General features: G+C 46.3%; 5 protein-coding genes and 1 pseudogene. 4 read left to right on the top strand and 2 right to left on the bottom strand.

Translation table 11 applies throughout. The features are described 5' to 3' along the window. Positions 1 to 236: 236 nt before the first annotated feature. Positions 237 to 362 carry a type B 50S ribosomal protein L36 gene (gene ykgO, locus LDL18_RS08460; protein WP_012816891.1) on the bottom strand — a complete coding sequence of 42 codons (126 nt, stop codon included), beginning with the start codon at positions 360 to 362 and terminating at the stop codon, positions 237 to 239. Between the two features lie 294 nt (positions 363 to 656). Between ykgO and LDL18_RS08455 the strand changes: the two genes are divergently transcribed. The 4 genes from LDL18_RS08455 to LDL18_RS08440 all read left to right on the top strand — a co-directional run bounded on the left by LDL18_RS08455 (position 657) and on the right by LDL18_RS08440 (position 5300). Beyond that, on the top strand, positions 657 to 1454 hold the full coding sequence (locus LDL18_RS08455; RefSeq protein ID WP_296508704.1) for a DUF4136 domain-containing protein: 798 nt from the start codon (positions 657 to 659) through the stop codon (positions 1452 to 1454). Next, a complete protein-coding gene (locus LDL18_RS08450; RefSeq protein ID WP_296508701.1) occupies positions 1451 to 2593 on the top strand; it encodes a M14-type cytosolic carboxypeptidase in 1143 nt (380 codons plus the stop codon). The genes LDL18_RS08455 and LDL18_RS08450 overlap by 4 nt, the downstream gene beginning before the upstream one ends. 249 nt (positions 2594 to 2842) lie before the next feature. Next, on the top strand, positions 2843 to 3529 hold the full coding sequence (gene gpmA, locus LDL18_RS08445; RefSeq protein ID WP_141919938.1) for a 2,3-diphosphoglycerate-dependent phosphoglycerate mutase: 687 nt from the start codon (positions 2843 to 2845) through the stop codon (positions 3527 to 3529). 775 nt (positions 3530 to 4304) lie between these two features. Then, on the top strand, positions 4305 to 5300 hold the full coding sequence (locus tag LDL18_RS08440) for a 2-hydroxyacid dehydrogenase (protein WP_296508697.1): 996 nt from the start codon (positions 4305 to 4307) through the stop codon (positions 5298 to 5300). Between the two features lie 438 nt (positions 5301 to 5738). Here LDL18_RS08440 and LDL18_RS08435 read toward each other — a convergent pair. After that, a pseudogene (locus tag LDL18_RS08435) lies at positions 5739 to 6289 on the bottom strand (IS5 family transposase); the annotation flags it as partial.

The raw sequence follows: 6289 nt of genomic DNA, 5'->3' as shown, positions 1-6289 counted from the left end.
ATGCCAGATGCCAGATGCCAGATGCCAGATGCCAGATGCCAGATGCCAGATGCCAGATGCCAGATGCCAGATATTTGAATTATATCTGGCAAAACCCTTTCATAAGACAAGGGGTATCACCCATCTATCGCAGAGCTGAAATAGATCTAACGCAGACACTAAAAAAGGCCAATGGAAACCCATTAGGCCTTTTTTATTCTATCAGGAAAGGATCCGGTTAAAACCGGATACCCTTATTAACCCTGACGGGCTTTAAAGCGGCGAACCGTTTTATTGATGATATAAGTGCGGCCACGCCGGCGAATCACCCGATTGTCGCGATGGCGCCCCTTTAAGGATTTGAGCGAGTTGCGGATTTTCATGGCCGGACTACCTGCCTTCATCTTAAAAATTGGGAAAGAAAATGAGGCCTCTGCCTATGCGCTGAATTATTATAAGTCAAGGAAAATTCTGATATATCGGCAATATCCTTGAAAGAAAAATCCGATATATCTTCATCAAAACGACCAAAGACCACTGAAATACAGGCTTTTTTCGTTACTTTTTTCACGATCACAAAAAAGGCTATAATTCTTTTTTGAAATATTATGATATCCGTTAAAGATCATAGCCACAGCAACCACCCTTCATAACCGGATGGCTTGACGGAGACTATCTTGAGGCATCTCATCACGATATCACAGCCCCCAACACCGCAAGACGTGACCCATAAAGACGGTCGCAAGGCAAAAAAACGGCTCCGGCTCAAAGGCATCTATCCTTTTTTAGGGATATTTTTCTTGGCGTCGACGCTTCCGTTACAGGCGAGCCAGCCGATAGAAGTCACTCGCTTTCACAAAAACGATATGGCTACAACTGGCATCGTCAACATCATGCCTCATGACCCGACTTTACGGAATACGCTGGAATATCAGCGCTACACGGCCAGTATCGCCCGCAATCTGACAAGAATTGGTTTCCAAGTCACGGACAACCCGCAACAGGCCGAATATACGATGATGTATGATGTCATGCGGGGAACCCATTACAGGGATAATGGCCAAACGCCCCCGCGTGACAATCGCCCTCATGGCGGCATCAGCCTTGGCGGTGGTTATGGTGGCGGAGGCGGCTTTGGAGGAGGCGGTGTCGGCTGGGGCGGCGGCGGAAGCGGTATCAGCATCGGAGGCGGCGGCGGGGGTGGCCGTGGCTTCGGCGGTGGAGGCGGCGGTATCAGTGCCGGTATTTCTGTCCCTGTCGGTAACGGCTATCATACCAGCAACAAGGTCGAAACCATTCTAACGGCACAACTCAGCCGCAGGGATACACATCAAGCTATCTGGGAAGGCCGCGCCCGAACAGAAGGCAAAAGTAACAAAGCCGAAAGCACGCCTGATATCGCAGTGGACAGATTAGCCACAGCGATGTTCGGCCAGTTTCCAGGTGAATCAGGTGAAACGGAAAAAGTAAAATGACCCTTCAAATCAATGCCGCTTTTGACGGCGGAAATATCCATGTTGTTGAACAAGACGGAAACCGGATTTATCTGGAAATTATCAAAGATAACCAGTCAGATTTCTTCCAATGGTTTTATTTCAAGGTAACCGGTGCCAAAGATCAGGCCTTGGAACTGGTTATCACCAATGCCAGCGATTCCGCCTATCCAGCTGGCTGGCCTGATTATCAGGCACGCGTTTCCGAAGACCGCCAAGACTGGCAAATGACGGAAACGGATTATCGCGACGGGATGCTGACCATCCGTTATACGCCGCGTAGTAATATCGCTTATTTTGCTTATTTCGCCCCTTATTCAATGGAACGACACCATGATCTGATTGCCCGTATGGCTGGCAAATCAGGGGTTGGTTACGAAATGTTGGGTAAAAGCCTTGATGGCCAAAGCATGGATTGCCTGACGATGGGGGAAGGGCAGCGCTCTATCTGGTTGATCGCACGGCAACATCCGGGTGAAAGCATGGCCGAATGGTGGATGGAAGGTGCTTTGGAAAGATTAACCGATGAAAATGACTCGGTTGCTCGCCTGCTTCGCCAAAAAGCCCGCTTTCATATTGTTCCCAATATGAATCCGGACGGTTCTTGCCGTGGTCATTTGCGGACGAATGCTTGTGGTGCCAATCTCAATCGTGAATGGGCAGAACCCACGGCGAAACGCAGCCCCGAAGTGCTGGCCGTTCGCAATCATATGGATAAAACTGGCGTTGATTTCGTCATGGATGTTCATGGTGATGAAGCTATTCCGCATGTTTTTCTTGCCGGATTTGAAGGTATCCCCGATCTTGACAAGGCGCAGGATAAATTATTCCGCCGCTACCGGAATAAATTGGCCAAATACACGCCCGATTTTCAACGCAATTACGGTTATGAAAATGACGAACCGGGCGAGGCCAATCTAGCCTTGGCAACGAACCAATTGGCCTATCGTTACAAGGCGGTTTCGATGACGCTTGAAATGCCCTTCAAAGATCATGACGATATGCCTGATTTGAAAAAAGGCTGGTCACCGGCAAGGTCAAAACAATTAGGCCGCGATTGTCTCGCTATTCTAGCTGAAATGATTGATCAGCTCCCGATCTCCGGCAAAGATCTCGCGTAATAAAACTATCAGGCGCAATCGTAATTTTGCGTCTGATAGAGCTTTTCATAAAGGCTATAACCGCTATTGCCAAAAGCCATAGGCCTGCATAATCTGACGGCGAATAATTTTCCTGAAAGATTGGCGGCCATTTTTGCTGACCGCACAGATTGTCAGCGTTAATTATACATGGCTTCTTTTGTTGATTCGGAAACTGCAAGCGTTTACCGGAACAACACATAACGAAGAGATATTGAAAAGGAGTGGAATATGCCCACGCTCGTTTTGTCCCGTCACGGACAGTCCGAATGGAACCTTGAAAACCGTTTCACCGGTTGGTGGGACGTTAACCTGACTGAACAGGGTGTTCAGGAAGCAACGGCCGGCGGTAAAGCTCTGGCTGAAAAGGGTTTTGAATTCGATATCGCTTTCACCAGCGTTCTGACCCGCGCCATCAAAACCACCAATCTTATTCTTGAAGCCGGTAAAACCCTTTGGGTTCCGACCGAAAAAGATTGGCGTTTGAATGAACGTCACTATGGTGGCCTGACTGGTCTGAACAAGGCTGAAACCGCTGCCAAACATGGTGAAGAACAGGTTCACATTTGGCGCCGTTCTTATGACGTTCCGCCGCCCCCGATGGAAAAAGGTGACAAGTTCGACCTTTCTGGCGATCGTCGTTATGCTGGTGTCAAGATTCCTGAAACGGAAAGCCTGAAAGACACCGTTGCTCGCGTGTTGCCTTATTGGGAAGAACGCATTGCCCCTGAACTGAAGGCTGGCAAGCGCGTCTTGATCGGTGCGCATGGTAACTCACTGCGCGCTCTCGTTAAGCATCTGTCGAAATTGTCAGACGAAGAAATCGTCAAGTTCGAATTGCCCACCGGTCAGCCGTTGGTCTACGAACTGAATGATGATCTGACCCCGAAAGATCGTTATTTCCTTAACGAACGTTAATAGCCTTGGGCTTTTAAAGCCTTTTGGTTTGTTAACTGCTTTTTCGGCCAGAGAAAACTCTGGCCGAAAATGTATCTGCTCTCGATCTTCATTTTTGACCCGCTACAAATGCCATAAATCGGGTATCCCATCCCGAAATTGCTATTTTATCCTAAATTTTCCTAAAATTTATAAGGATAATGACGCAGCTAATGAGCATTTTCATCTGAAAATAATGTTCTTTTCTGCGGCAAGGTCGCCTTTCATAAAATGAGAAGCACTGCTTCTGTTTGCCCTATGCGCAGTTTATCTATTCTTCCGTTCATTAAATACATCTATTAGGCGCAAAATAGGCATATTTTTTCCTGTTTTTTCCCTATCATGGGGAAGTCATGGATTTATCTCGGATAAAATGGCGGCGATCCTATCGCCAGATTGATTTATTCTGCACCCGCCTTTCTGGGGACAGGTTCCTCCCAAAGACAGAAGAATATTTAGTAATCAAATTCTATAATTTTAAAATTTAATTTTTAAAAACGGGTCAGAAGGATTTTTTCCAAGGCCAAAAAACTGAAATTTATCATTCCTTTTATCTATCCTCTTTTATTCCCTTACGACCCATCGCTAAAAATTACTATATTGCTGCTTACTGGTAATATATTTCTTATATTGGGGAACAAATAAAGCCATTATCCGTTTTATAGACATTCTATTTTTGATTTCACAAAAATAATACCGCTTCATTTAAACGGTAATTTTTATTGTTTTTCTTTCAAAATTTTTCAAGAGGGTGTCTATGCGCGTCGCAATATTCAGTTCCAAAAATTATGACCATCATTCTATTGAAAAAGAGAATGAACATTACGGCCATGACCTTGTTTTTCTGAATGAGCGGCTCACCAAAGAGACAGCCGAGAAAGCCAAAGGCGCAGAAGCCGTTTGTATTTTTGTGAATGACGAGGCCAATGCCGAGGTGCTAGAAATCTTGGCTGATTTAGGTATTAAATTGGTCGCTCTTCGCTGCGCTGGTTATAACAATGTTGATCTCGATACCGCCAAAAAATTGAATATCAAAGTTGTGCGTGTGCCTGCCTATTCGCCCTATTCGGTTGCCGAATATGCCGTCGGTATGTTGCTTACGCTCAATCGCCAAATTTCGCGCGGTTTGAAACGGGTTCGAGAAAACAACTTCTCCTTAGAAGGCCTGATTGGCCTTGATGTCCATGACAAAACGGTCGGTATTATTGGTGTCGGTCATATTGGGAGCGTCTTTGCCCATATTATGACCCATGGTTTTGGTGCCAATGTCATCGCTTATAAACCGCATCCCGATCCCGAATTGGCGAAAAAGGTCGGCTTCCGTTTCACGTCTCTCGATGAAGTGATCGAGACCAGCGACATCATTTCGCTTCACTGTCCGCTCACGCCAGAAAATCATCACATGATTAACGAAGAAACGCTGGCAAGGGCAAAAAAAGGCTTTTACCTCGTCAATACCAGTCGCGGCGGCTTGGTTGATACCAAGGCGGTGATTAAATCACTAAAAGCCAAACATCTCGGTGGCTATGCGGCGGATGTTTACGAAGAGGAGGGGCCTTTATTCTTCGAAAACCATGCTGACGATATTATCGAAGATGATATTCTCGAAAGGCTGATCGCTTTCCCGAATGTTGTTTTCACGGGACATCAGGCCTTTTTGACGAAAGAAGCCTTATCAAACATCGCTCATAGCATTCTTCAAGATATCAGCGATGCCGAGGCTGGGAAAGAAATGCCGGATGCTCTCGTCTAATAGACAAGATATTGTCCGCCCTTACAGCGATCATAACGATCTCCTTTGGGGCTTCATTCAGTAACTATGGCATAGGCTATAACGCGCTAATTCATATCAAGAACAAAGGCATAGCTGGTTATCATACCGGCTATGTTTTTTATATTATCAAGACCGTTTCATTATTCTTATATCACCACCAAAATCAGGCTATTACTCGCAATTTCTGATAGGGAAAGCGCTCTTTTCTACTTAAAAAACGATCTGCTGTGCTGTCCACCCGCTTTATATTTTCGGACTTTGGATGCCGACCTATATCTATATTCTTTGCCTTAGATATTTCCCAAATTATTGCTCAATATCGGGGAGCCAAAATACTATCTGAGGCACAAAAAAGGCGATACAACGCTAAAAGCCTGATCCGAAAGTTTTTCAAGTATAACAATGCCTTGCCGTGCGTCATGTAATCATTCGGATGGAGGCGATCATTATCCATGCGGTTGAAGAGGCGATGGATTTTTCCCAATCTTTTGCGAGCCGCCTACAACGTCCTAGCCAAGCAAATGTCCGTTCAACGACCCATCGGCGCGGCAGGATCTGAAAGCCTTTAGCCGTATCTGACCTCCTGATGATTTCAACAGTCATTTTCCCATAGATGCGAGCGAGGATCGCAATTTGTCGCCAGCATGCCGCCATCAGCGAAGATGTAGCGCAGCCAAGGGATGCGTTTGCGTATTGCCGACAAGACATCAACAGCCGCATCCCGATCCTGTATATTAGCAGCATGGACGAGAAAGAAGAAAGATCAGGAAACCGCATGTATCAGCCATGATATGACGCTTACGGCCTTTGACCTTTTTTCCTGCATCATAGCCCGAAATTCCGCCGCTTTCTGTGGTTTTTGCCGACTGGCTGTCAATACGCCTGCGCTCGGGGAGGCTTCTCGCCCCTCAATTTCACGCAGGCTCATGACCAACACCGTATTCACCACCTCGAACCGTCTGGCATTA

The organism is Zymomonas sp. (assembly GCF_020216885.1).
Lineage (GTDB): Bacteria > Pseudomonadota > Alphaproteobacteria > Sphingomonadales > Sphingomonadaceae > Zymomonas.
The sequence above is the reverse complement of the archived record's forward strand: the minus strand, read 5'-3'. Positions and strand labels throughout refer to the sequence as shown.